The sequence below is a fragment of the Paenibacillus barcinonensis genome (assembly GCF_003217495.1).
Classification (GTDB): domain Bacteria; phylum Bacillota; class Bacilli; order Paenibacillales; family Paenibacillaceae; genus Paenibacillus; species Paenibacillus barcinonensis.
Window position 1 is genome coordinate 81,042 of record NZ_QJSW01000010.1, and the last position, 25,890, is coordinate 106,931.

Annotated in this window: 21 protein-coding genes; 17 read left to right on the forward strand and 4 right to left on the reverse strand. The window is 45.5% G+C overall.

What is annotated here, in order from left to right; translation table 11 throughout:
• Positions 1-17: 17 nt before the first annotated feature.
• On the forward strand, positions 18-1,676 hold the full coding sequence (locus tag DFQ00_RS16240) for an ABC transporter substrate-binding protein (protein ID WP_425271031.1): 1,659 nt from the start codon (positions 18-20) through the stop codon (positions 1,674-1,676).
• Positions 1,677-1,778: 102 nt separating this feature from the next.
• Here the strand turns inward: DFQ00_RS16240 and DFQ00_RS16245 are convergent, their stop codons facing one another.
• Positions 1,779-2,921: a family 8 glycosyl hydrolase gene (locus DFQ00_RS16245; RefSeq protein WP_110897543.1), complete on the reverse strand. Its 1,143-nt coding sequence runs from the start codon at positions 2,919-2,921 to the stop codon at positions 1,779-1,781.
• Positions 2,922-3,236: 315 nt separating this feature from the next.
• Here DFQ00_RS16245 and DFQ00_RS16250 point away from each other — a divergent pair, with 315 nt between their 5' ends.
• The 7 genes from DFQ00_RS16250 to DFQ00_RS16280 all read left to right on the forward strand — a co-directional run bounded on the left by DFQ00_RS16250 (position 3,237) and on the right by DFQ00_RS16280 (position 10,550).
• Entirely contained in the window at positions 3,237-4,520 is a 1,284-nt protein-coding gene (locus DFQ00_RS16250; RefSeq protein ID WP_110897544.1) for an SGNH/GDSL hydrolase family protein, read from the forward strand.
• Between the two features lie 56 nt (positions 4,521-4,576).
• Positions 4,577-5,344: an alpha/beta hydrolase gene (locus tag DFQ00_RS16255; protein ID WP_110897545.1), complete on the forward strand. Its 768-nt coding sequence runs from the start codon at positions 4,577-4,579 to the stop codon at positions 5,342-5,344.
• Between the two features lie 34 nt (positions 5,345-5,378).
• The gene (locus tag DFQ00_RS16260) at positions 5,379-6,011 is read left to right on the forward strand and encodes a glycoside hydrolase family 11 protein (RefSeq protein WP_110897546.1); all 633 of its coding nucleotides are present in this window, start codon (positions 5,379-5,381) and stop codon (positions 6,009-6,011) included.
• Positions 6,012-6,099: 88 nt separating this feature from the next.
• Positions 6,100-6,942: an SUMF1/EgtB/PvdO family nonheme iron enzyme gene (locus DFQ00_RS16265; RefSeq protein ID WP_110897547.1), complete on the forward strand. Its 843-nt coding sequence runs from the start codon at positions 6,100-6,102 to the stop codon at positions 6,940-6,942.
• A gap of 249 nt (positions 6,943-7,191) precedes the next feature.
• Positions 7,192-7,905, forward strand: coding sequence for a beta-glucanase (gene bglS, locus DFQ00_RS16270; protein ID WP_110897548.1), 714 nt, complete (start codon positions 7,192-7,194; stop codon positions 7,903-7,905).
• A gap of 201 nt (positions 7,906-8,106) precedes the next feature.
• Positions 8,107-8,673 (forward strand): hypothetical protein, encoded by a 567-nt coding sequence (locus DFQ00_RS16275; protein ID WP_110897549.1) that lies wholly within the window; start codon positions 8,107-8,109, stop codon positions 8,671-8,673.
• A 182-nt stretch (positions 8,674-8,855) separates the two neighbouring features.
• Positions 8,856-10,550, forward strand: coding sequence for an extracellular solute-binding protein (locus DFQ00_RS16280; protein ID WP_110897550.1), 1,695 nt, complete (start codon positions 8,856-8,858; stop codon positions 10,548-10,550).
• Between the two features lie 150 nt (positions 10,551-10,700).
• Here DFQ00_RS16280 and DFQ00_RS16285 read toward each other — a convergent pair whose 3' ends face one another.
• Together DFQ00_RS16285 and DFQ00_RS16290 are read right to left on the reverse strand one after the other, a co-directional pair.
• Entirely contained in the window at positions 10,701-12,341 is a 1,641-nt protein-coding gene (locus tag DFQ00_RS16285) for a response regulator (RefSeq protein WP_110897551.1), read from the reverse strand.
• Positions 12,342-12,350: 9 nt separating this feature from the next.
• A complete protein-coding gene (locus DFQ00_RS16290) occupies positions 12,351-14,060 on the reverse strand; it encodes a sensor histidine kinase (RefSeq protein WP_110897552.1) in 1,710 nt (569 codons plus the stop codon).
• Positions 14,061-14,205: 145 nt separating this feature from the next.
• Between DFQ00_RS16290 and DFQ00_RS16295 the strand changes: the two genes are divergently transcribed.
• The 9 genes from DFQ00_RS16295 (at position 14,206) to DFQ00_RS16335 (ending at position 24,889) form a co-directional block, all read left to right on the forward strand.
• A complete protein-coding gene (locus DFQ00_RS16295; RefSeq protein ID WP_425271032.1) occupies positions 14,206-15,156 on the forward strand; it encodes an ABC transporter permease in 951 nt (316 codons plus the stop codon).
• Between the two features lie 15 nt (positions 15,157-15,171).
• The gene (locus DFQ00_RS16300; RefSeq protein ID WP_110897554.1) at positions 15,172-16,050 is read left to right on the forward strand and encodes a carbohydrate ABC transporter permease; all 879 of its coding nucleotides are present in this window, start codon (positions 15,172-15,174) and stop codon (positions 16,048-16,050) included.
• A 40-nt stretch (positions 16,051-16,090) separates the two neighbouring features.
• On the forward strand, positions 16,091-20,551 hold the full coding sequence (locus tag DFQ00_RS16305) for a carbohydrate binding domain-containing protein (RefSeq protein WP_110897555.1): 4,461 nt from the start codon (positions 16,091-16,093) through the stop codon (positions 20,549-20,551).
• A 372-nt stretch (positions 20,552-20,923) separates the two neighbouring features.
• Entirely contained in the window at positions 20,924-21,295 is a 372-nt protein-coding gene (locus tag DFQ00_RS16310) for a response regulator transcription factor (RefSeq protein WP_110897556.1), read from the forward strand.
• Complete coding sequence (locus DFQ00_RS16315) at positions 21,288-21,923, forward strand: chemotaxis protein CheC (RefSeq protein WP_110897557.1); 636 nt, start codon at positions 21,288-21,290, stop codon at positions 21,921-21,923. Before DFQ00_RS16310 ends, DFQ00_RS16315 begins: the two co-directional genes overlap by 8 nt.
• On the forward strand, positions 21,916-22,890 hold the full coding sequence (locus tag DFQ00_RS16320) for a diguanylate cyclase domain-containing protein (RefSeq protein WP_110897558.1): 975 nt from the start codon (positions 21,916-21,918) through the stop codon (positions 22,888-22,890). Before DFQ00_RS16315 ends, DFQ00_RS16320 begins: the two co-directional genes overlap by 8 nt.
• Positions 22,891-22,917: 27 nt before the next feature.
• The gene (locus DFQ00_RS16325; protein WP_244213873.1) at positions 22,918-23,382 is read left to right on the forward strand and encodes a DUF3237 family protein; all 465 of its coding nucleotides are present in this window, start codon (positions 22,918-22,920) and stop codon (positions 23,380-23,382) included.
• A 525-nt stretch (positions 23,383-23,907) separates the two neighbouring features.
• Entirely contained in the window at positions 23,908-24,540 is a 633-nt protein-coding gene (locus tag DFQ00_RS16330) for a TetR/AcrR family transcriptional regulator (RefSeq protein WP_110897559.1), read from the forward strand.
• A 1-nt stretch (position 24,541) separates the two neighbouring features.
• Entirely contained in the window at positions 24,542-24,889 is a 348-nt protein-coding gene (locus DFQ00_RS16335) for a DUF4260 domain-containing protein (RefSeq protein WP_110897560.1), read from the forward strand.
• Positions 24,890-24,936: 47 nt separating this feature from the next.
• Here the strand turns inward: DFQ00_RS16335 and DFQ00_RS16340 are convergent, their stop codons facing one another.
• Positions 24,937-25,704, reverse strand: a complete 768-nt coding sequence (locus DFQ00_RS16340; protein WP_110897561.1) for a sulfite exporter TauE/SafE family protein — start codon at positions 25,702-25,704, stop codon at positions 24,937-24,939.
• Positions 25,705-25,890: the final 186 nt, after the last annotated feature.

A 25,890-nucleotide genomic window follows, 5' to 3' on the forward strand; every position in this document is an offset into this window, starting at 1 on the left:
CTGCATTAACAACTTACATGAGGGAGAGGATTATATTGAGGAAATCGGGTGCATTGGTTTTAGCTTGTGTGCTGTTGTTTACGTTGGTACTGTCTGGATGCTCGTCGTCGGAGAAGGGAAGCAGCGAAGTGGAGGCTAACGGCAAAATTCCGATGAATGTATTTGTACACCAAGGCTCGGATATGAATCTGACCACGAACAAGTTCAGCAAGAAAATGGAGGAAAAGTTTAATATTCAGTTCAACTGGACGACGGTTCCGTTTGATGGTGCGGCTGAAAAAAGGCAGATTTCACTGGCATCAGGTGACTATCCAGACCTGTATTTACTTATTCCGTGGGTGGATCGGTTTTCACAGACTGACCTGTTGAAGTTTGGTCAACAGGGTGTTATCCTGCCGCTGAATGATCTTATTGATCAGCACGCACCGAATATCAAAAAGGTGCTGGAGAGCAATGACTACTATAAAGCGATGAATACGGCCACGGACGGCAAAATCTATGGATTAACCGGACTGAACGAATGCTTCCATTGTTCTTATCCAAACAAGATGTGGGTGAATACCAAGTGGCTGGATAAGCTCAATATGAAAGTCCCAACGACAACGGAAGAATTCAAGGAAATGCTGAAGGCGTTTAAAACGAAGGATCCGAACGGTAATGGTAAAGCTGATGAAGTGCCGCTCAGCGGTTCGACCGAAAACTTCGGTGTACACATTATTCCATATCTGATGAACGGCTTTATCTATGATGATGACCGTAATTATCTCATTTTAAATCAAGGCAAAGTTGAAATGGCAGCGAACAAACCCGAGTGGAAAGAAGGTCTGACCTATATTAAATCCTTGTATGATGAGGGTTTGATAGACCCGGGGGCTTTTACGCAAAATGTAGGCGCATTCAAGAAAATTGGTGATAATGCGGATGCACAGCTTCTCGGAGCAGGTGCGGCTATGCACCCATCCTTGTTCGTTACTACGGCCGAAGGCTCTCCGTATGGTAATGATTACAATCCGATTCCACCACTAAAGGGACCGCATGCAGAGTATGCAACCTATAATTATCCGGTTGATCCAGGAGCAACATTTGTATTAACCAACAAAGCGAGTGAAGAAACACAGATTGCAGCAATACAGATGCTGGATTACTTCTACACCCAGGAAGGGGGTATGGCTGCTTATCTGGGAGAAGAGGGCACAAGCTGGCGCAAGCCGGAGGAAGGCGAGGTAGCACTGAACGACCAGGTACAGCCGCTCTACAAGGCCATCCCGGTTCCATCGGGGGAAGAGCCACGCAATGACAGCTGGTCTGCATTGAGTCAGTACAATCATCACCGCGCTTATCGGGATGCCGAAGTACAGGGAACAGACATCTACGCTAACGATGGTTATGAACGTCGTCTATACGAAGCAACATTGTTAATGGAAGGTAAGGAGCCTAAAGAGGTGTTTCCGCACTGGGCATTATGGGTAGATCCGTCACTTGCGGATGAAACGAGCATGATGCAAACCAATATAAAGGACTACATTGATCAGAACGCACTTCAATTTGTAACAGGTGCAAAGAGTCTGGATAAGGACTGGGATGAGTATGTGAAAGGATTGGAAGGACTGAATATCAGTCGTTATCTGGAAATTATGCAATCGGCGTATGATGCATCATCAGTATCTTCGAAGTAGATAAAAAGGTGATGCAAAGAGGAAGACGGACTTCATTCGCTGAATGCGAACGAAGCCGTCTTTTCCTGGTTCCTGCATTGTGTTTGCCAAGTGAATGAAAGCTCAATACACTCGGTAGTTACCACTTAACGCAAGCATGGTGAAGAAATACAGGCAGTTATCGTAATAACGTCGTTTCCCTTGGCGGAGCGGTGTGTTCCAGAATCGCTTAACGAAAGAATCAGCATCAGGACCGTCAGCAGCAAGTGAGGCCATAGCATTGGTGGCCAGCAGGCCTACGGGGTGCAATGCGGGCTCGTTGAACGGTTCACCCTCAATGGTATAACGGCGGTAATCCGATACATCAATGTCGCTGAAGAAGGCTTGAATGCGATTAGACTGTTGAACCTGCCAAGGGTCCTTGCGGAACCATTCCCAGTCCAGTGCAACATTTGCTGCAACGCGATAGGCATCACTGTAAAAATGTCTGAAATCACCATGAAGCTGTACAGGGGCAGGAGTCCCGTCATAATTGGCGTATTCCGGCGAGAGTCCGGTAACAGGATGGCAGGCTGTACGCAGATAAGCACGGCTGGCTTCGGCAGCCTCTTTCCAGAATGTGCGATCCTGCTCATTCGCATACTGTGCAAATAATTCATAGAAATGGGGTAGGTGATAGGACGGATCACTGAAGGGCAACTCTGGAATAAACTTGATTAGTCGATTGCTTGGCTCCCACATCGGATCGCCCTCGCCTTGTTCCCCTTGATGCAGGCAGGCATGAAGAATTTTACGCGCCTGAGCTTGATAGTCATATGGCGCCGGACCGTCACCCCAGCGATTAGATGCAAAGAATAGCGCCATAGCAAAGAACTCTTCACCGTCTGGAGCAGGCCCCGGAGAGAGACGGGTTCCATCCGGCTTGCAATGCCAGGCAAAGTAGTCCTTATAACGACCCTCGGTATGCTGCATATACGTATACGCATAGTTCCAGAGGCGATCAAATTCATGCTTTTTATCCATCTGCACAGCCATCATCATGCCATAGGACATGCCCTCGGAACGAACATCGTCGTTTCCGGTGTCGAGCATATATCCTTTATCATCTCCGACAGGGTAATAGATTCGAGTATGTTCATCCCCGTAAAACAGATCATTCCATGTCTGCTCCAGCCTTGCTTTGATTTCGTCTTCACGATAACCGGATCTTTGAAAAAGATTAGCATATGTACCTGTATCATAAGCGCCTTTTCCTGTTATGTTCATAGGCTCCTCCTCTGATCTTGCTTTCATTAAACTATTTATTAAAGCGTTCTATAAGAAAGTATAACATCCGATATACTACTCAAATTAAAGCGTTCACATGGAAAATTATAGGTGTAACATTCCATCTATTTCCATATTGTGAGGTTGATGATATATTTATTCAAGTCCTATAGTTTATCAGGTTGTTGCTAAATTATGTAAGCGCTACACTCGGAGAGAAGGAGCCGCCTGATAGCGACATCATTTAGTTCTGGCTCCTTCATACGGTATGACTTGGAGTGTAAATTTTCGCTGGAAGGATGGTGAGCATGTAACATGATTGGCAATTCTGGAGATGTAGAACTGAATCAAGGAACCCATGCACCGCGTGACCCCGTACAAGTCGGAGTTTCATTAGTGGAGGCCGAATTCGATTACGATTCTCCAAGTTATCTGGACCTCATCGACCGCTCTCTATTAAGTGCGGGGAATAATACCAGATTGAAGAGAGTCATTGAAAAGGCAAAGCGAGGTGAACCTGTTGTTCTTGCTTTTATCGGGGGCTCCATTACTCATGGCGCTGGTGCAGCACCGATTCATCTCCAAAGTTATGCTTATCGCTCGTTTGAACATTTTCAAAGAATGTTCGCTCCACTGGGTAGCAACACCGTTCAGTTGATTAAAGCAGGTGTAGGCGGCACGCCCTCACAACTTGGCGTCATTCGATATGAGCGGGATGTGCTTAGGGACGGAAGTGTGCAGCCAGACATCGTCGTGATCGAATTCGCGGTAAACGATGCAGATGATGAAACGAGAGGTAACTGTTATGAAAGCTTAGTGTTGAAAGCGCTTGCTTCTGATAACCAACCCGCGGTCATCTTGCTTTTTAGTGTATTCGAGAACGACTGGAATCTTCAGGACCGGCTTGCTCCCGTAGGCTTTCATTATGATCTGCCAATGGTGAGCATGAAGGATGCTCTGGTAGAGCAATTTCGGAAGACAAAGGACGAGGGAAATGTCATAACCAAAGCACAATATTTCCATGATATTTATCATCCGACCAATGTGGGACATCGCATTATAGCTGATGCGCTGGCTAATCTGTTTCAAGTAACAGATCGTTCTCCTATGGATCAGGAAGAAAATGAACTGAACAGAGTTCCAATGATCGGGAATGATTATGTGAATGTACAGCTGATAGACCGAAAAAATGGTGAACTGATTGCCAGAATCGACTCAGGCAGCTTCCGTCACATCGACACCGAGCTGCAAATGGCGGAGATGGATGATCATGATTACGCAACACCACTTTTTCCGAATAACTGGATGTATGTGCCGGATGACAGGGCAGAGGTCCAAGGCTTCAAACTGCATTTGCGGTGCAGTCGTCTCATTCTGATCTTCAAAGACTCCGATAGCGATGTATTCGGAACAGCTCATATTAAGGTGGATGGTGAGCTTGCCCAACAAGCTGATCCGCATAAAGTGAACTGGACACATTGTCATGCGATGCTTCTGTTCAGTAACCAAGAGGCCGCTGATCATATCATTGAGATCGACATGGCACCAGGACATGAGGATAAACAGTTCACTATTTTGGGCTTCGGATATGTTCAATAAAGGAAGTCTGGCATGGACGCAAACGAATTATGCTAACCGTGAAGGGAGTAGGACCAATGATAGCTTCAGCATCAGCGGGTTTCGATCAGTATCGCGATCATATTACGCGAGGCAAGGTCGAAACAATCGAGTATGATTCCAGGACAGTAGGTATCGTGCGCAAAGCAATGGTGTACACACCGCCGGGCTTTTCCTCTGAGCAAACCTATCCTGTGCTCTATCTGTTGCACGGTATTGGAGGAGATGAGACGGAGTGGCACACTCACGGTTCTCCTCAGATTATTTTGGACAACCTGTACAGCGATAATCTTATCCAGCCGATGATTGTCGTTTGCCCGAATGGGCGCGCAATGATCAATGACCGGGCAGAGGGCGACTTGTTTGATCCTGAGAAAATTCGTGCATTCGAAAGGTTCGAGTCGGACCTGATTCAGGATCTCATTCCACATATCGAGTCCCGCTACCCGGTAGATGAAACAAGGGATATGAGAGCCATTGCCGGCTTGTCCATGGGAGGAGGACAGTCTCTAAACATCGGACTCCGTAATCTGGAATATTTCGCTTGGGTTGGAGCTTTCTCGGCAGCGCCGAATACGAAAACCCCCGAGGTGCTGATATCGGAACCGGATAAAGCCTCGTCGCTACTGTCCTTATTGTGGGTGTCATGCGGAGATCAGGATAATCTCATTCAGATCAGTGTTGATCTTCATGAATACTTGAAGCAGCAAGGTGTGCCCCATATTTGGTATGAGGAAAGCGGGGGACATGACTGGCCAGTGTGGAAAAATGATTTATATCTTTTCTCACAACGTCTATTTAAGTAAACCAAAAAAATTAAAATCCAGGAGGTTTTTCGTTATGTTCAAATTCGGCAAAAAATTGATGACTGTTGTTCTTGCAGCTTCCATGAGCTTTGGTGTATTCGCCGCGACTACAGGCGCTACAGATTACTGGCAGAACTGGACAGATGGTGGAGGTACAGTGAATGCTGTGAACGGCTCAGGCGGAAATTACAGCGTAAACTGGCAGAATACCGGAAACTTTGTAGTTGGTAAAGGCTGGACATACGGTACTCCTAATCGCGTAGTTAACTACAATGCTGGCGTATTTTCGCCATCCGGCAATGGTTATCTGACGTTCTACGGCTGGACTCGAAATGCACTTATTGAATATTATGTGGTGGATAACTGGGGCACATACCGTCCGACAGGAACTTACAAAGGTACGGTGAATAGTGACGGCGGCACCTATGACATCTATACAACGATGAGATACAACCAGCCATCCATTGATGGATATTCAACGTTCCCGCAATACTGGAGTGTTAGACAATCCAAACGTCCGATCGGTGTGAACTCCCAAATTACATTCCAGAATCACGTAAATGCGTGGGCGAGCAAAGGTATGAACCTTGGCAGCAGCTGGTCCTACCAGGTTCTGGCAACGGAAGGATATCAAAGTAGCGGTAGTTCGAATGTGACTGTTTGGTAAGCGTTATCATTATGATAAACTCCAGCAAGGCAGGTCTGTGATCTGTCTTGCTCTCTATTCCAGTTTCAAAATCAAAGGAGACATACAGATGAGAAAGTGGCTTATATTTCTGCTCATCGCAGCAGTTGCCGGTTTGAGTGCTTGTTCTACGAGCGGTAATACCACTGTAAGCGATGATCTTGTGCTGGTTGAGGGCGGAGCATTCAAAACCAGTAAATCCAGCTATTCGGACAAAAACGTTACACTGTCTGACTTTTACATTGGTAAATATGAAGTGACGCAGAAGCAGTGGATGGACGTTATGGGGGACAACCCCTCCGGCTTCAAAGGCGAAGAAAGGCCAGTTGAAAGAGTGACCTGGTATGATGCAATTGAATATTGCAATGCACGGAGCATCAAGGAAAATCTGAAGCCGTATTATACGATTGATAAAGAAACAACGGACCCTGACAATAAAAATGAAAATGATAATATAAAATGGACTGTCACCATCAATGAAGGCGCGAATGGGTATCGTCTGCCAACTGGAGCAGAGTGGGAATATGCGGCGAGCGGAGGACAGAAAAGTCAGAATTTCACTTATAGCGGAAGCAATAATCCGGACGAGGTTGCATGGTACTGGATGAATGCTGGAGAAAAACCGCTTACAGGAGATTGGAACTGGCCTGCAATCGAGAACAATCGGAATCAAACCAAGCCAGTGGGTCAGCAAAAGGCAAACGAGCTAGGAATTTATGATATGTCTGGGAATGTGAGAGAATGGTGCTGGGAATGGCACAGTCATCCAGAAACACCGGAGAACACCTGGAGAATTAGTAAGGGGGGCGGCTGGGTCAGCAGTGTGAATACGGCGGAGATTTCATATCCGGGCAAATTTGATGCAAATGGTTTGGGTCCCGACCAGGGATTGCGAGTGGTACGTAGTAAATAACACGGCCTCTTCGGTTAACGAAAGGCCTTTTGGCATAAGATGTCTTGCTGGGACAACATCTTTAAAAGTGAATATCTATTCTTTAAACTTTGCTATGGTTCATGCTTCAGGCTGGATATAAAATGGAAATACCAACCATGTAAGCGCTTTACATAAGCGAGGAGGCTGAATAATAGCAATATGCTGCATGATCTGAATGACGTTTCCTATCCTTTGTTAAATGGTTGGAATCAGTGATGGAGGTGTATGATGAAGAGGAAAACATGGTTCACATTAATGGTATCGGGAGTGGTTTCATTATTTATTTCAGTAAGCGCTTTCGCAGGGTATGTATTTTGGGAGCCGCTAACGTATCACAATCCAAGCACATGGCAGAAGGCAGATGGGTACTCCAACGGCTCGATGTTCAATTGTACATGGCGAGCGAACAATGCTAATTTTACTAATGACGGTAAGCTGCGTTTGAGTCTGACAAGTCCTTCAAACAACAAGTTTGATTGTGGTGAGTATCGGTCAACGAATACTTACGGGTATGGTCTGTATGAGGTCAGCATGAAACCTGCTAAAAACACAGGAATTGTATCCTCCTTCTTTACGTATACGGGACCAGCCCATGGCACACAATGGGATGAGATTGATATTGAGTTTCTTGGCAAAGACACTACCAAAGTACAATTCAATTATTATACAAACGGTGTAGGAAATCATGAGAAAATTGTAAATTTGGGCTTCGATGCGTCCCAAGGGTTCCATACGTATGCGTTTGATTGGCAGCCTGGACATATCAAGTGGTACGTGGATGGTGTGCTCAAGCATACAGCTACAACGAACATTCCAAAGACACCAGGTAAAATCATGATGAATATCTGGAACGGAACAGGTGTTGACGGCTGGCTTGGATCGTATAATGGGGTTAACCCGCTGCATGCAGAATATGACTGGGTGAAATATACGAGCAACTGATTAAGGTTGAGCTGCGTGCGACGTTTCGAGCATGCACAACAGAGGAGCGGAGTTTATCCGTCATCCTCTGTTTTTTATTTTCAGATTGAGTTGAATTCATGCCATAATTGGATAGGATATGATACTTTACATAACTAAAGAAACGTAAGATGATGAGGGAAAAGGGTAAATTACAACTTCACTTGGAGAGGATGGAAATACATGTTCAGTAACGAAAACCGAACTCAAGCATCCGAGCAGTTAATTGAGCTGTTAGGACAACCATATGATGCCAAGCAGATACAAGCTATACTGGAACCTTTCGGTGTAAAAAGAATAACGAAACCGGATAGTCCTTTTCAAGATGACATCATCTGGTCTGTCAAGGCATCTGTTCGAATTGATGTGTATCGCTCCCCGAAAATCAACAAGCTAACCGGACGTGATGATCTCTCTGGCGATCAGTGGGTCGTTGGAGCTATTTTATTTCTTGCACCAGGATCGGATGATCGTATTAAAAAACCGTTTCCCGGACAACTGCCCCAAGAAATAACGATGAATGCAGCACCTGATGAATGGATCGAGGCATATGGTCAGCCGGATATTTATGAGCAGGGTGACTGGCTTGGCGGCAGCGGCCCCTATCTGGCTTGGCGCAAGTCCGGAATCAATATTTCTGTTGAGTATGAAACCGATGAAGACACCCGTGTGCTCACTTGTGTGAAGTTCTGTCTGATTGGCTGTATGGGTGCATGGAAAAGCGATTATCCGGAAGTGTTTGCTCCTTGATAAGCAAGAAAGAGAACAGTGAGACATTATATACATTGTACTAATACAACATCCGTATTCACTTTTTAATATCCTAAATTAATGCAATAAATGTTGCAATATTAGTATGGGCATACATGCAGGTGATTCATTATGATGGACTCTGTAGACAACATCATTACATAGACAGGGGGACACACAAGTTGAAAACAAGCAAGAAGAGGAAGATTGGCGGTTTGGCTTTGGCAGGAATGTTCGCGCTTTCAGCAGTTCTGAGCGGCTGTAACAGTGGAGCAAGTAAAGAGGCTGCGTCAGGCACACCGAGCGCACCAAGTACGGCACTGGAGATGAAGGACGGGAAATATGATCCACCAGTGAGCATCACCTATTTGCGCCCATGGGGACCGGATGTGAAATTCAAGTCTGGTGAAGACCAGGATAATAACGTGCATACTAAATGGGCCAAAGACAAGCTGGGCATTGAATTGAAAAATCAATGGGTATCCCCATCCACCAACAACGCGTTTGAGACGAAGCTTCGTCTGTCTCTTGCTTCCAATGCAGAGATGCCGGATATCATTTCGTATCGTGGTGAATTCAATCTGGTGCGTGAGCTGATTGAAACGGGAAAATTCGTGGATGCGGGAGAATTGTTCGATAAATATGCAAGCGACACCTGGAAGGCTGCCGTTAATGAAGATCCTTCGGTATGGTATCCTTACATGCAGGATGGCAAACGGATTGGTATTCCGATTCTGGATTACTCCTACAACGGTGATCCAGTGATGTGGATTCGTGAAGACTGGATGAAAAAGTTTAATTTGCAAGCTCCAAAAACGCTGGCTGATCTTGAAGTAATTATGGAAACGTTTACGAACAAAGACCCGGATGGTAATGGTAAAAAGGATACCTATGGTCTGACAATTGGCTTCAAAAACTGGCTGAATACGTGGATGTCAGATGCAGGCTGGATCTTTGGAGCATACGGCACGATGCCAAATCAGTGGAATCTCAAGGACGATGGAACGTTGGAATACGGTTCTGTGAATGCAGGTGCGAAACAAGCTCTTGCTACACTGCATGACTGGATGAGCAAAGGATACATCCCGGAAGAAGCGGGTGTATATGACGAAACCAAGGCAGCGGAAGAGTTCACAGCTGGTAAAGCAGGTATCGTGGTTGGACCACACTGGATGCCGGCATGGCCGCTGGAAGATGTGAAGAAAAACAATCCTGAGGCAGAGTACAAAGCGTATCCGATTCCGTCCGGTCCAGATGGAAAAGCAGGCAGACACGGTACATCCAACGGTAACGGTGTAATCCTGATTAACAAAGACATGAAAAACCCTGAAGCATTCTTCACGTATCAGAATTATCTGTTTGACAACTACGCCAATCCAAAAGCTGGCGGTGAATTCGAGCATGGCTTCGCTGAAGGCTATGACTGGGCAATGAAGGACGGCAAACCAACAACGGATGCCAGTGTGACAGGCGGTTTTGCACCTGAGAAGTACACATTGACATTTGATGGCGCGCGTATTCCAAGCCTGAGTATGACAACACTTGCCAAGCTGGCAAACGGAGAAGAAGCAACTACACCATTTGAGAAAAAAATGCAAACAGGTGTACCTCAACCGATGCTGGAAGCTGCAAAAATTGTTCTGGATCAGAAGGATATTGTGATGAACCAAATGTTTACTGGATCACCAACCATGACGATGCAGATGAACAATGATATCTTGACCAAAATGGAAAAAGATACGTTCTCTCAAATTATCTATGGCAAAGCTCCAATTGACGCATTTGACACGTTCGTAGAGAAATGGAAATCTTCTGGCGGCGATCAAAGCACGAAGGAAGTCAATGAGTGGTACCAATCCGTAACCAGCGGCAAATAAGCTGGAAGGAAGGTAGTGTAACAGAGTAAAAGAGTAGAGGCCTTGCTGGAGTGATCCGGCAAGGTCTCTTGCTGTCATAATCTTTTACAAAGGAGGAGTTGGTTCGTAGTGTTTCCATCTGACAGTAAAGTACCCTTGGAATACTGTTCATCAGACGGGCAGGTTCTCTCTGTATTCCTGCGGAGTCAGATCGTAGAACTTCTTGAACACCCGGATGAAATACGCCGTGTTGTTGTACCCGACAAGCTCTGCAATTTCAAAAACCTTGGAGCTGGACGAGCGCAAATAATAAGCGGCTTTCTCCATACGCAGTCGGTAGACATAGGCGGTCAACGCCTCACCCGTCTCGGTCTTGTACACTTTGGACAAATATACCGGGTGCAGGTGAACATGATCGGCAATGGCCGGGAGTGAGACATCGGAAGCGAGATGCTGATCTACAAAGCTTTTGACACTTCGAACGATGGTGCTGTGATTGTCCTTCAGCTCTTGTTCAGCATCCTCGCTGATGGAATACAGTGTTCGTATGGACCAGTCCTTCAGCTGCTGCGCTGTGGCATATACTGGAGCCTGGAAGTACTTATATGTTTCGGTAGGAAGAACAGAAGAAACCTGTTTTCCATTCTTATGAATGATATAAGCGAATGCTCCGGCTAAAGCATGGTAGACCTCGATGGTTGTTTCAGCAATGTCGTGATGCTGCCCGGACTCCAGCAATTCTTCAAAAATAACACCGATTTTCTGTTCGACGGCATCGAATCGGCCCGCTTCCAGCAGACTGATCAGTGTCGGCGGGTTATACAGAGAGCGAATAGCAGGCAATGGGTGTACATCCTTATCATCTGATGCAGTGATAAACAGTCCCTGTGCCTGACCCATACGCTTCCGCATGGACCGAACCGCACTTTCGTAGATGGCCCCAATCTCGTAAGGGAACCTGCCCCAATGAGAGACGGAGATGGAGATCGCTCCTTTGAGGTAGAGCTGAACATTGGTTTGAATCTGAGCCGCATAATGCTCCAGCAGCGTCTGGGGTTTCTCCTCTTTGTTCATGTTCTGCAAGGCGCCCTTTTTAACACTGACCAGAACCACGAGATAATCATGCACGTCCCGTGTGTGCCAGATGTGAAAATGATGCTGCATCACTTCACTGATGATATTGCTGATCGCATATTGCATCAATGACAGATCGCGATCTCCCATCTCGGAAAGATGCTCCTCCATGCGAATGACCAACATGCCTAGTTCCTCCCCAATGGAGTAGGGGAGCTCCAGAAGCTCCAGCTTGTCCGCCAGTGCGGAAGGGGAGTAGGTCTTGCCTGTAAGTAATTCATGAAGCATGGTGGACTGCAGCAGTGGCAGATTATCCTGAAACGCATGCAAAGCCCGTTGATAGGAGGCCGCAGTTTCCCATTTCTGCTTGATTCGGTCCACCAGGCGCTGCACAGTTTCAATCAGGTCTTCATCACTTACAGGTTTCAGCAAATAATCAAAGCTTTCCTGAGCCATCGCTTGCTTGGCATATTCAAAATCGGCAAAGCCGGACAGTAAAATTGTTTGCACATGTGGCCACTTCTCATGAATGGTCGTAATCAGATCAATACCGGACATCTCCGGCATACGAATGTCAGTAATCACAATATCTATATCATGATTCTCCATAATCTCAAGTGCAACAGCCCCGGATAACGCCTCATGTACTGTACTGATTCCGCAGCTTTCCCAAGGGATTGTCTCAGCCAGTGTTTCTACAACGGATCGCTCATCGTCTACTAACAAAATTTGTAACATGTACTTCACCTACTCGTTGATATTGTTGTACCATGTGATGCTCACTTTGACTCCGCCGCGTGACCCATGTTCATAACTCAGACCCGCTCGTTCACCATACAAAAAAGACAAACGCTGATGAACATTCCAGGTCCCGCATCCCATACTTCCATCAAGCGGTTTGTGCAAATTATTTGTTAACTCTTGCATCTGATTTTCTGTCATACCCCGTCCGCTGTCCTCCACAGTTATCGTGCTCAATTCATCCGTATGATGGCCTGTTATCGTGATATGTCCGTCTTCAGTTCGTGGTTCGATACCGTGAATGATAGCGTTCTCAACGATAGGCTGTAACGTTAATCTAGGTATTCTCATATGCAGCATATCATCAGGTATATCAATCGTATAATGCATGCGTTCCAGCCGGAGCTCCTGTATTTCCAGGTAGTTTTTCACCATCGTAAGCTCTTCCTTGATCGTTGCCTGATCATTCTCTGATCTCGTTATGTAACGGTAATATTCGCCCAGGTTAAGCGACATCGCCACAACAGCCTTTTCATTTTTCATCCGCGCCATATTTTTGATATAGAAGAGACAGTTGTACAGAAAATGCGGATTAATCTGTGATTGCAGCTGCTTCAGCGTAGCTTCACGTCTTCTAAGCTGCTCCTCATATACATTCTCGATCAGCTCTTGAATCCGCTGGGCCATGATGTTAAATCGTGCAAATAACAAGCTGAACTCATTACGAGATGTATAATGCAAACGAACGGAAAAATCTCCAGTCGATAAACGATTCGTGCCCTTAACGAGCTGAAGCAGTGGAAGCTGCACACTTCGATACAGCACATACAGCACAACGACACTCATTGCAATCAATACCGCGATGGAAGCATAAAAGAGGTTACGGCTGTTCGTAATGGGCCCTAAAATCTGCTGCATCGGTACATAATCCACGTAGTACCATCCAAGACTGCCCGATTGAATATACGAGACATAGTACTCCGTGTGGTCCAGAGTGGTGGTGAATCCCCCTTTGCCCGATAGTGTCATCTCTTTGAGCTTGGACTGAACCGCATTCAGGGTGTCATTCGCTTTGCTGTTGCTGATTAAGCCCAGTTCGGGATGGAACATAAAGGGGTCACCTTTATTATTAAGTTTATTCTGATCGAGCATGTTGATTAAATGGCGTACTGGGAAGCTGATCTTTGTGATGAGTCGGGATCTTCCTGGTGTATCCATAGCTGTTGTGGGGTCCGTTGTGTACCACTCAAACTGCTCATGCGTGTAGGCCCAGGATTTTGAAAGCGGCTTGGAAAATTCATCCTTCCTATATGGGATATAAGCATAATAATCCGTGGAAATGACTTTTTGCAACCTTGGAAAATACAGTGTAATCGTCGAATGCCATTTGCTGGCGGCGTTATACAGATTCATTTTTTCAAGAATAGCGCTTCCAACCTTGACACGTTCATAAGGAACATCCTTGTAATCTGGACGCTGATATTCCTGAATGCTGGAGTCCTGTCCAATAGACATACCGTAGAGTGATAATTGGTATATATTGGATTCTACTGAGTCGGCAAAAGTGGAGAGATGATTCATCGTGTTGTTCTGAATTTCATGTTTAATCACACGTACACTCTCCCGATTCGAGTAAGTGTAGAGGAACAGCACCAGGACAAGCAGCACCACAAAGAGCAGCGTAATTTTGGTAAAGACATTCAGACGAGCGAACAATGCTTAACCTCCTCAAGTCATTAAAATATTGATATCGTTGTTGCAATATTAGGATATAGATCCCTAATAACCGTTGCTATAATTTTAATATACAAGTTCATATCCACTTGTAAAATACAAAATTTAGAACATGGGGGATGTAGGGGTGAAGGAACATACGTTAGAGACGCCTCGTAAGGGGAGAGCCGCCAAGGTTAGACAGCGCTGGAATATGCAACGGAATTGGTCCTTGCATATGATGCTTGTACCGGCAGTTTTGCTGGCTGTTATTTTTCAGTACATACCAATGGGCGGTATTGTCATTGCCTTTCAGGATTTTAAACCTTACCTCGGATTTACCGAATCCAAGTGGGTAGGTTGGGATAACTTCAAGTATTTATTTTTGTATCCAGACGTAGGTCAGGTTATCTGGAACACACTGGTCATTGCATTTTTCAAAATTATTGCAGGCCTCGTTGCTCCATTCCTGTTCGCCATTTTGTTGAATGAGGTTCGTTTGACTGCTTTTAAAAGGGTCAGCCAAACGCTCGTATACCTGCCGCACTTTCTGTCCTGGGTTATCCTTGGCGGGATTTTGCTGGATATTCTCTCTCCGCAGGGAGGCATGGTCAACCAACTGATTGTTGCCCTGGGCGGAAAACCGATATTCTTTTTGGGAGATGGAACATGGTTTCGGATAACACTGATTGTAAGTGATGTCTGGAAAGAGTTTGGCTTTGGTACAATCGTATTTCTGGCCTCGCTGTCCGGCATTAATCCTGCACTGTATGAAGCAGCTGAGGTGGATGGAGCGAATCGCTTCAAGCAGACGCTGCACATTACGATTCCTGCACTGATGCCGATCACAATTGTACTTATGACACTCTCCATCGGTAACATTCTGAACGCAGGCTTTGATCAGGTGTTTAACCTGTACAATCCGCTCGTTTATGACAAAGGCGACATCATTGATACGTTTGTATACCGTCTTGGTATCCTGAACGGCAAGATGAGCTTTGCTACTGCTGTAGGACTTTTCAAATCTGTCGTGGCTACCATTCTGATCGTTATCTCATATCGTATGGCTTACAAATTAGCGAACTATCGTGTGTTCTAGAGAGGAGAAAAGGGCTTGTATTACAAAACTAGAGGCTATCGAATATTCAGTGTTGCCAATTATATTTTCCTAGGCGTGCTATCCGTGCTTTGCATTTTGCCAATCATTCATATTTTGGCCGTATCGTTCAGCAGCATGGCCCCGGCTTCGTCGAATCTGGTCGGCTTTTGGCCAATCGGCTTTACGACAGATGCATATGTGAAGACGTTTGGTAATTCTAACTTCATCAATTCGTTGCTCGTTTCGGTGAAACGAACAGTGATTGCTACTATTATCGGTATGGTCATTATGCTGATTACTGCATTTCCGCTGTCAAAGGAGGATATTAACTTCAAAGGCCGCTCCATCTACACCTGGTTCTTTGTATTCACAATCCTGTTCAGCGGTGGTCTGATCCCAAGTTATATCCTGATCCAGAAGCTCGGTTTGATGGATACCATCTGGGCGCTGGTGCTTCCTGGAGCCTTGTCCGTATGGAATGTCATTCTGATGATGAACTTCTTCCGAGGCTTGCCTAAAGAACTGGAGGAAGCAGCATATCTGGATGGTGCAGGTCATATTAAAACGCTGGCGCTGGTCTACATTCCGCTGTCCATGCCAGCGATTGCTACACTTTCCTTGTTCACCATGGTTGGTCAATGGAACTCCTGGTTCGATGGCATGATCTATATGTCCGATGTCAAAAATTATCCACTGGCCTCCTTGTTGCAGACCATTATCGTGCAGCAGGACCTCAGTAAAATCAACGTTGATCCGTCCATGCTGGAAAATGTATCACAGCGTACGGTTCGTGCAGCTCAGATCTTCATCGGAGCGCTGCCGATCTTGGTCATTTATCCATTCTTGCAACGCTTTTTTGTGAAAGGCATCGTAATCGGGGCAGTCAAAGAATAGGCTGCCCTGCAAGTGAAACACATTCGAGGGAGGAATATGGGTGAAAAAAGGATTGGCTTGTCTCGTAGCTGGAAGCATGATCGTTTCATTGGCAGCTCCGGCTACCGTTGGGGCAGAACAGGGTAAGCAGCAAACAGTAGCGGAGCAGGTGCAGGCGTCAAGCCTGCTTCTGACTCCGTACAAAGATCTGAAGGGTCATTGGGCCGAAAGCGCTGTGATGCGTATGCAGGACATGGCAGTAACCAAAGGTTATACAGATGGTACCTTCAGACCCAGTGAGCGTATCAGTCGCGCCGAGTTTGTAGTGATGCTGGACCGAGCCTTTGGATTTGCAGGTGGGCCTGGAGCTACGTCGTTCGCAGATGTGAACGAGCAAGATTGGTATTATGATGCTGTCACACGGGCAAGTGGATCAGGCATCATTCAGGGAACGGATCATACACATCTCTCACCACAATTGCCGATCACTCGGCAGGATGCTGTTGTGATGGCAGATCGTGCGTTCCAGCTGTCAACAGGCAGTGAGGGTGAACATCTTGAGGGCACGTTTAAGGATGAGCAGGATATAGCTGACTATGCCAGAAAAGCGCTTGGATATTTCGTTCATAACAAAAATGTAAACGGATTCAACGGGAAGCTCGCCCCGCTTTCCGAGATTACACGAGCCGAAGCTGCCATGCTGATGTCATCCTTGATTGCAGATATTAAACGTGTTCCCGGCACATACGAATCCAAAGTGGTAGGTAATCTGGTCGTGCGCTCAGCGGATGTAACACTGAAAAATACGACCGTCAACGGCAATCTGCTCCTTACAGAAGCTATTGGTGAAGGCACAGTGACTCTTGAAGGTGTGACCGTAACTGGAACTGTCATTGTGAAGGGCGGAGGAAGCCATTCCATTGATATTCATAACTCTCAGCTGAATCGAATTGTAGTGGACAAAAATACAAGTCCGGTTCATATCGAGATGACAGGCACAACCCAGGTTGAGGAGATGCTGGTTACACGTAAAGCTACAATTGAGCTGTCGGCGGAGAGCTCCATTAATACATTAAAAGTAAGCAGCAAAGCTCGTCATACAGAGATTGATGGCAAAGGTAAAGTCAAGCTAATTGACGTAGATGCGGATAACGTATTGTTTAACGGGAAAGCAATTACACCTGGAAAACACAGTGATGCCAATACATCTGGTCCTGGTCAGACGGAGCAGCCTAAACCAAATGCAGCAGGCAATTCCGGCAGTGCTGGCGGATCTTCGAATTCGGGTGGACAGACACCATCGGTGCCAGGTACACCCGTGGGCGAGAAGCCGATCCCGGCAACTACAATTCCGGATGAGCAGTGGGAAATGGTCTGGAATGATGAATTCAATGGCTCAGCCGTAGATGCTTCGAAATGGACTGTTCAGGACACAGAGCTTGTTTATAATAATGAACTGCAATATTACAGCCCGAACAACACGCGAATCGTGAAGGACGGCAATCGCAACGTACTGCAGATTGAAGCGAAACGGGAGCAGAAGGGCAGTAAAAACTACACTTCCGGCAAACTGATTACGAAGGAAAAGGGTGACTGGACTTACGGAAAAGTAGTCGTGAGAGCCAAACTTCCCATCCAGCAGGGCATGTGGCCTGCGATCTGGATGATGCCTACCGATGAAGCTCATTACGGAGGATGGCCTGCTTCTGGCGAGATTGACATTATGGAGCTGCTTGGCGGACAAAACAAGGATCATGAAATCTACAGCACTATTCACTATGATTCGAAAAAAGCCGACGGCTCTCATGGGCATGATCAAGGTAAGTACACATTGCCACAAGGCGAGTCCTTTGCTGATGAATATCATGATTTTCAGGTGGAGTGGCTGCCCGGCATGATTCGCTTCTATGTAGACGGCAAGCTGCATCACCAGATCAACAACTGGCAGACAACGGCGGCAGGACAGCCGGAGAGCTACACGTTCCCTGCACCGTTTGACCGTCCGTTCTACCTCATTCTCAATCTTGCGGTTGGGGGCGACTGGCCGGGATCACCGGAGAATGAATTTGTGTCCGATAAGATGAAGGTAGATTTTGTGCGAGTATATTCGTATAAAAATATGAGTGAATGGCAGGACGTAACCTCTAGTCCAATTCAGCCTGAGAAACAGCGCGAACCGCAATTAAATGGAAACCAGATTTATAATGAACATTTCACACAAGGTTTGGATGCAAATGGTGTTCCTGCCGATTGGAAGTTTATTACGAATGCAGGCGGTGAGGGCAAGGTTGAAGTTATAGACGACGAGATGAAAGGCAAAGCAGCCAAAGTAACGATCTCTAACGCAGGAACGGAAAACTATTCTGTTCAATTAACCCAGATGCCGATGTATATACAGAAAGACAAGAAATATAAAGTTCAGTTCGATGCGAAAGCTTCTGCCAACCGGGTGATTCGTTCCAAAGTGACTCAATTCGAGAAAAGCTGGACGAACTATTCTGGCGAAAAGGAATTTCCAGTGACAACGGATTGGAAGTCGTACGAATATGAATTCAATATGCGAAATGGTTCAGACAATAATGCAAGGTTTGAATTTAACCTGGGCAAAACAGCAGGCGAAGTCTCGGTGACCAACGTGAGACTGATAGAGGTTGGGGATGCCGATCCGCTTACTGTAGAACGTAAAGCCTTGCCTGATGGCAACTACGTGTATAACGGTACATTTGATCAGGGTAAGCAGCGTCTTGGCTTCTGGAACACCAAGCTTCAATCGGGTGCTGAAGCGGATGTATCGGTCAACAACTTCTTGAAGTTCCCGATCATGGAAAGACAGCTTGTTGTAGACGTGAAACAAACGAATGGACAGCCAGAACAGGTAGCGGTCACTCAGCCCGAGATGAAGCTGGAGGGCAACACGTCTTACGGATTCTCCTTTGATGCCAAGGCGGATACGACAGGTGTGATGGATATCGGTTTATCCACCGCGGAGGGACATAACGTACAGGTTCATCAAGGACAGAAGATTCAGATCGGGTCTGATCTGAAAAACTATTCTGGTGAGATTGTCATCGGAGAGGGAGAAGCGACAGCAACCTCCGAATTAAAGCTTTTATTTGGCGGTGCTACGGGCAAAGTTTATGTTGATAATGTGCGGCTAACGAAACGTGGGAAACCGGTAACGCTCCAGAATTATACCCACATTCCTGCTGCCGATGCGTATATGATGCAGGGATTACAGCTCGAAAACTCGGACGAAGGCGGCAAACATGTCAGCTACATGGATGATGGCGATCTGCTACAATTCAAAATTACAGCAGCGAACGACGGTATGTACGGCTTCTCTACACGAATGGCAAGTGCGAAGGATAATGCAACGGTACGTTTTACGGTTAAAGATGAGAGTGGTATTGAAGTCGCAGGCACTAGTCTGGAGCTAGGAAATACGGGCGGATGGCAAAAATATAAAACCGTGTATCTGCCAGCGGTTTCCTTGCAAGCAGGAAAAACCTACTACGTGAATTTTGAAGGAAACGAGTATAATACACGCTGGCTGGACATTTCACAGAGTAAAGTGAAAAATGGTGGGCTGAATGCAGATGCCTCGGGGTGGATGCTGCCACAGAGCATAACAACAGCGACCTACAGCAATAGCGCGGATAATGGCCTAAGCATGACTTTATCTGGCACTACGGAGAATTGGTGGGACGACATCTTGCAACAGGGAGAGCAGTCACTCGAAGCAGGTAAAACGTATCGTCTGAGCTTCGACGCTTCATCATCCACAGCAAAAACGATGCAGGTTGTTGTGTCGAAGGCAGGTAGTAATGTAGACAAGTATTTAGAGCAATCGGCTGAACTAACAACAACCAAACAGCAATATTCGTATACCTTTGCGATGGGAGAGACTGGGGATGCATCAGCGTTATTAAACTTCGGTCTTGGTAAGCAGCCGGAGTTAGCAGGCGAGCATGTTGTATCAATTCAAAATGTAATGCTGTTTGAGGTGAATCCGGGTGCAGAAGAGGGCGGTCAGCCTGTACATGTCAACCTGTTGAAAAATGGTGATTTTGCGCAAGGAACTGCGGGTTGGTTCGCTTATGCGGCTGGTGACAAACCGGAAGACTTATCCATCAGTGCCGATAATCAGCAGCTAGAAGCCAAGATTGGTCAAGTGGGAGGAAATCCATGGGATCGCCAATTGATCCAGGAGGGCTTCGCAATGCAGCAGGGCTACACCTACAAGCTCACATTCAAAGCAAAAGCGGATAAAGCACGAAAAATGGGCGTTGGCATTGGTTGGGTGGACGTTGATGCAGGTTATAAATGGACTGGATTCTTCGGTGATCGAATGGATCTGAAGACGGAAGAACAAGAATTCACTTTTACGTTCCAAGCGACTGAAGCGAGTTATCCGAACAGCCGAATTGTGTTTGACATGGGGAATATAGATGGTGATGAGCAAGCAGACACCACCATTACGTTATCTGATGTTAGTCTGGTCAATATGGGGAAAACGAAATAAGTGTTTATGTATTCCTGAAGCATTCATTCGCTATTCTATTGAAGAAATGGTATAACTCAAAAAAGGGTAGAGCAGAGGAAACTTCTGACTTGCCCTTTTTGAGTCATTCAACTGCGACTTAGGTTTGCAGTTTTTTACGTTTGATGCGTAATAGGGGGTTCGTTCCATTGACAGATGAATGCGTTTTATTTTATTCTATAATATTGTTGACAATCTAAATTTGTAATTCATATAATTATATTGTTTTGCCGTTGCAACGGTCAGTCACTTTAAAGGGGTTCCACCTGTGCGCGAAGCTCCTTCTCAAGAACTGTCTACAGCGCCTGCTTTCTCTGCGCCCCTAATACGTAATCGAGGAGACTGAGTTGAATCATGAAAGTATTAATTGTAGAAGACTCCATATTTGTACAGAAAATGATGAGTAAATTAATTGGCGATTATATTCCTAATTGTGACATTCGAACAGCAACCAACGGAGAGGATGGATTCCAGCTTTATCAGGAATTCAAACCCGATATTATTACAACAGATCTTTTGATGCCTGGACTGAACGGACAAGACATGCTTCGCATGATTAGGGAGCAGGATCAGGACGTCAAAATCATTATACTATCCGCTGATATTCAGAAGGCTACTCGTGAGGAAGTGGAGGAGCTTGGGATTTCGGGATTTCTGAACAAACCGTTAACCGCTGAAAAAGCCAGTACATTGCTTCAAATGATTCAGGTGGCACATCATGCTTAATGGGATGCAGAAAGATCTGCTTACCGAGCTTGTAAACGTTTATGTTGGACAAGCAGCCAATATGCTATCGGAAATTGTAGACAAACATATTGTGTTGAATATCCCTGAGGTTGAGTTGATCTCCATCACCGAGGTTGATCCTGAAGATCGGAGATACAATATTCTGTTCACAGAAGGCCATCTGTTTCGATCCTCTTTGCAGTTTGGATATCAATTTCAAGGTAAAGCCTTTCTGATGTTTCCTGCGGAACAGGCAAAAGTGCTGGCTAACATGTGCCTGGGAGAGCTTACAGAGCATGTGGACCCAAACGATTTCAGGTTAATGGATACGGATCTTGATGTGCTTCAGGAAATCAGCAACGTACTGCTGAATGCAATCATAGGTGAGTTCGGCAATTTTCTTGAAATGAAGCTGGAATATGTACTTCCTGACATAGAGCTGATTCATGTTACACGTTCCGACCCGCAAGTTTTGCTTCAAAATGAAATCTACATACTGGTGTTGCATACGTCCTTTTTACTTGCAGATACAGATGTAAAGGGAATTATCGTGATCGCGCTCAGCATGGATTCTATCTCCAGTCTACTGGATAAAATAGATGCTTTACTGGAGGGGAATTATGGATAATCTCATTGTACAAGCGCTGAATAAAACGAAATTGGGTATTTTGATTGTGGATAGACAATTAAGAATCCTCGTATGGAATGGCTGGCTTGAACGTTTTACAGGCTTGTCCTCTGAGGAGGTACTGGGGAAAAATCTGCTGGAAATCTGCCCTAGGTTCAAGATCAAGATGTATATGGATATATTACAAAATGCACTTTATCATGGGCAGAGCAGATTTTGCTCTAGCGCTTTACATAAGACATTCATTCTTCCGAAGGACGGGGGAGAGGAAACGATTTTCAGACAGAATTTACATGTAGAGCCGCTCTATGATAATGATCACAGCTATGCAATGCTTCAGATCAGTGATACCACGAATACAAGCACTCGTGTATATAAACTCAAAAACCTCATTAAAGAGCTCGAGACCGAATATACGGAGATCAAAGAGGCCGAGAAAATCAGCAAACATCTTTCCTTACATGATTCCTTGACTGATCTGCCCAATAGGCTTGCATTCAAGGACCGTCTGGCATGGTCGGTCAGCAATGCGTTACGTAACGAATCGCGCTTTGCACTGATGTTTGTGGACACTGACGGCTTCAAGAAGGTGAATGACACCTATGGTCATGAGGTTGGGGATCAGGTTTTACAGGAAGTGGCTGAGCGTCTGAAGGGAAGAATACGCAGTACAGATAGTGTAGCAAGATTAGGCGGGGATGAATTTTGTATCATTTTGAATCATCTCAAGCATGATGAGGATGCGGGAACCATCGCGACCGGTCTGTTGCATGTCTTTGATATACCGTTTATTGTAAATTCAATCGAGATCAGCCTATCTATTAGCATTGGAATCAGTCTGTTTCCGAAGCATGCACAAGACCCATCCGAGCTTCTGAAATTTGCAGATATGGCGATGTACAGAATCAAGAAAAATGGGAAGCGTGGCTTCATGTTCTATGATCCTGAGATGGAACAGCTCTGGTGAGCTCATGCTGTAGCCAATGCTTTATTCATGATTACTCTGCGTGGAGAGGATGTTGTGATTACGATGTCGCCAGAGATGGAAGAGCTGTTTACTGTACATGTACAGATCAAGGATACCATTCCTTTGGATAACCAACATGGTGAATCGGTAGTATTAATCACTTTCGGCGGGCATGTTACTGGAGCGATGTTCGAAGGTATTGTACTGGAGGGTGGTGTGGATACCCAGATTATTGGAAAAGATGGCTTAAGTCACAGCCTTTCCGCCAGATACATGCTGAAGGGACAGGATTATACGGGACAGCAGTGTGAGATATATATCGAAAATAACGGTTATATCGGAAAACCACAGGCCAGCAGGCTGTTTTGCACCTCTCCTCGCATCATCACCAACAGCCAGGCTTTGGGTCATCTGAATGTGGAAGCCTTGATTGGAGAGGGTTATCCTGCTCCAGACGGTGTCGATATCAAGATTTTCAGGGTAAGGGCCTGAAACTGTCAAGCTACAATAACCGATACTTTGGAAGCATGATTATTTTAAGGTCAGGTTGTTTACATAGATGTCAAAAAGCGTTGAGCTTCATTTCAACGCTTTTTGACATCTTACAATGTTAACGTCTCAAGATTCTACGAATCAATGCGATTATCAGGACCAGGAAAATGATCAAAATAATCATGCCTGTTATGCTTATACTACTCAGCATTGTGTGAAACCTCCTGTTTGGTGGTTTGATGTTATTGTTATAATTCCGCCTGCAGGCCAAATCTGATAACAAAATTCATTCAATGATCTCCTTGGAAGATATTTCAACTATACTACCACAGTTTAAGCAAGATTTGGAGCGTTTTAATTGAGTTAGAGTAAATGTAAGTGTAGCAATAGCTCAACTGGATCACTTGAATCTTAAATTTAACAATTACTTTTATTTTCAAAAATCTATTGACTGTTCGATCAAACAGTTTTATCATGAATACATGAAACTGACTGTTCGATCAAACAGTATTAAGGAGGTCACATATGACAAAACAACCAGCAACAAATCAGGACGAACGTAGAAATGCGATCTTGCAAGCAGCCTTTACTCAATTCGGACAGGTGGGCTACAGCAAAGCCACCATGAAAGAGATTGCGGCCAAAGCTGGCGTAGCACAGGGGCTCATTGGATATCATTTTAATACCAAGGAAACACTTTTGGTTGAAGTAGTCCGAGAATGGATGATTAATCGGGGAATGCAGCAGGCTCTTCAGCAACTGGACATGAAGGCCGAACCAGCAGAGCTTCTACAGCAGGCTTTACTGCATGTCGTTGAATTTCGTAAAAATAATCCGGAGTGGTTCACCCTGCTCATCAGCTTGTGGACTGAAAGTGTGAACAACGAGAAGCTGGCTCAAGAGTTAATAAAGCTGTATCAGGAGATGAAGGCAGGTATCCGAATCATTATTGAGCGATTGGAGCTGCCGTTGAATGAAGCGGAGCAGGAGACCTTTGCAGCCTTGATTCAAGCCGTGTTTGATGGACTTACGCTCCAATCTCCATTATTGCTGTCAAGTGCTCCGCTCTCTCATAATCAGGTATCGCAAGGCATCGGGTGGATGCTGCAAGGTATTCGTTCTGCTCACACTACGGAACCAACAAAGGAGAATAATTAAAATGACGAGACTATGGATTCGATTAGAAGGACTTTTCGTATTGGCAGCAGCAACAACGATTTATTTCTATAATGATTACTCCTGGTGGCTCTTTCTGCTGCTCCTGCTCTTCCCGGATGTATTTATGATCGGATATTTGGTTAACAATAAGGTCGGAGCCCAGATTTATAATGTGGCACACACGTATATTACGCCAATGGTATTTCTGGCGGCAGGTTTTATGATGCAGGTGGACTTCCTGATGTTGATTAGCGTCATCTGGATTGCACATATCGGTATGGACCGTATGTTTGGCTTTGGTTTAAAGTACGAAACCGAGTTCAAGGATACTCATCTACAGCGTGTATAGAACTAGGGATTTGGGGCTGGTTGCATGAACCGGCCCACAACTTCCAACTACAACCATAGTATGGCAGCTCCAATCATCGGAGTGATCACCATGCTTACTTTGAGCCATAAAACAGGTACTCGCTTGGTGAATTTGGCCCCAACGTATGAGCCGGACATCGTGCCTATAACTACAAACAGCAGGAGCTTCAGGTCGAGGTAGCCAATTCGCATGTATCCGGCACCACCAGCTAGAGCGATGGGGATAATCACCAGCATCGTTGTGCCAGCTGCATACCGCATAGGCATATTTAATAAAAGCATAAGTCCAAGTTGTATAAAAGGTGTAGAGCCGATACCGAATAAACCTGATAACATGCCGGTAACCGCACCGATTAGTAAAGCATATATCCAGTAACGAGGGCCGCTATCTAGCACGGAGGATTCTGAACCAGAATTCTGAGGACGGCGTGATACGAGAACTAATCGTAGCCACAAGGCAAGCCCAGAGGTGAACAGCATGATAGACGTCAGTATTCCAAGGCGTTCCTCAGGAATATAAGTAGACCAGCTTGAACTGACCCATGCGCCTGCTGCGCCGGCAAGTCCGACGATTAAACCCGTTTTAAGAACTGCATTTCCCTCCCGGTAATGACTGATTGAACCTGAGAGAGAGGAGAAAAACATCGCCGCGAGTGCAGTTCCAAGCGCGACATGAATGGGATAGCCAAACGCCACGGTCAAGAGAGAGATGATGAATCCAGAGCCCCCGGCACCGACAAAACCAAGCAGCATACCTAGCAGAAACATAACAAGAACAATTTCTAACATAAACATAAGACATTCTCCGTATCATTCTATATATTTTGTTAATCTTCACTGAGCATATATTAAGATGCTTTGTCCATAAACTCTATTATTAGCTGCTGTAAAATGCAAGTTGCTATTTGTGCAAGAGCTATGTTAGTGTCCATACCAAAAAGACCTTGCTTTCTGTAACGGATGCAAGGTCTTTTATTCAAT